Below are 1,403 nucleotides of genomic sequence, written 5' to 3'. Positions count from 1 at the left end.
CGTCTTCGGCCTGCGGCGAGGGCTCGATCAGCCCGTCGCGTCCGAGAATGTCCGTCACGCGCGGCGTCGGCGCCGTGGACGCATCAGCAGTCGCCGGTGCCTCCGGCACAAAACCTTGCGCGAGCGAGGGATCGAGCAGGCGGTGGGTATAGTCGAAGGTCGGCCCGAGGATCTGGCCGCCGGGAATGTCCTTGAAGGTCGAGGACACCCGCCGCCACACCCGCATCGCGCCGGTGTCGACCGGTTCGCTCGCGCCGAAGCGCGGCAGCGTGGCGCGGAAGGCGCGAACCAGGAAGATCGCCTCGATCAGATCGCCGCGCGCCTGCTTGATCGCAAGCGAGGCGAGCTCGCGATCGTAGAGCGAGCCTTCACTCATGACACGGTCGACGGCGAGGCCAAGCTGCTCCGAGATCTGGTCGAGCGTGACCTCCGGAATGCTTTGGTCGCCGCGCCGCCTATGTGCGAGCAGGCGATGGGCGTTCTCGATGGCGCGTTCGCCGCCTTTGACTGCGACATACATGCTTCAGCTTCCCTTGCTCACGACGCGCGTGGTGCGGGGGATCGCCACCACGGCGTCATCGGCGACCAGCACGACATCGATGCCGCGTGGAAACAGCGCCTCGTTGACATGCAGGCGCTCGAACAGATCGAACGGCTTGATCGATGCCTGGAGCGTCGCGGCACCGTCGATCCCCGGACCGCGCAGCTCGAAGCTGCGTCCCGAGCCCAGACCATCGATCTGGAGAATCAATGTGGTCGAACGATCCGGATATTCGTTCGTCCCGAGCGCGAAGCGTTCGAGCGGCGGAAGCGCTCCGCCATCGCTGATCAGCGCGAAGCTCGCGACGGAGGAATCCTGCACCACCGGCGCGCCGGTGTGGAATTTCAGCCATTTCACCACGTCCACGCTCTCCGCCATCCGCGAATCGAGCCAGAGCGGCGTGTCGTGATCGAACAGCGTCAGTGCGATCGCGGCGGCGCCGCGCATCATCCTGTCGGGCGTCCCCGCTCCCGGCACGATGCGCTGGACCGAACCGGGCCGCGCCATCGCGTCCATCACCGAGCGAAAGGTCGATTGCGCCGACAGCACCTTGTCGGCGAGACCCGGTGGCAGTTCCGCAATCGTGGTCATGATCTCACCCCTCACCGCGCACCATGGTGTAGAAATCAACCTTCGTCGCAGCGGTCTCGGCCGCCGCCTGCGTGCGCCTCGTCATAAGCTGCTCGCGCAACGGGGCGATAACGTCCCGCTCGACCGCTCCGGCGAAATCGCGGGACTGCACCAGCGCATCGCACAGGGCGATCAGCCGCGCCTTCTCACCGTCGCGTCCAAGCGTGTAACCGAAGCCGACCTCGCCGCTCGCAAGCCGGACCGCCGCGCGGGACACCGTGGCTTCGCCGAG

At 67.1% G+C, this 1,403-nt stretch carries 3 protein-coding genes; all 3 read right to left on the bottom strand.

The window, feature by feature from the left end:
- A partial coding sequence (locus MOV74_RS38250) for a carbon-phosphorus lyase complex subunit PhnI (protein ID WP_246932703.1) occupies positions 1 to 520 on the bottom strand: 520 nt, incomplete at its 3' end.
- Between the two features lie 3 nt (positions 521 to 523).
- On the bottom strand, positions 524 to 1,132 hold the full coding sequence (gene phnH / locus MOV74_RS38245; protein ID WP_246932700.1) for a phosphonate C-P lyase system protein PhnH: 609 nt from the start codon (positions 1,130 to 1,132) through the stop codon (positions 524 to 526).
- A 4-nt stretch (positions 1,133 to 1,136) separates the two neighbouring features.
- On the bottom strand, positions 1,137 to 1,403 hold a 267-nt coding region (gene phnG / locus MOV74_RS38240), incomplete at its 5' end, for a phosphonate C-P lyase system protein PhnG (protein ID WP_246932698.1).

This window comes from Bradyrhizobium sp. SHOUNA76 (assembly GCF_023006445.1).
Classification (GTDB): domain Bacteria; phylum Pseudomonadota; class Alphaproteobacteria; order Rhizobiales; family Xanthobacteraceae; genus Bradyrhizobium.
This window is presented reverse-complemented; position numbering and strand designations above follow the sequence as displayed.

Excerpts from the sequence above, each read along its gene's own strand:
- phnH (WP_246932700.1), bottom strand. The coding sequence starts at position 1,132 with ATGACCACGATTGCGGAACTGCCACCGGGTCTCGCCGACAAGGTGCTG.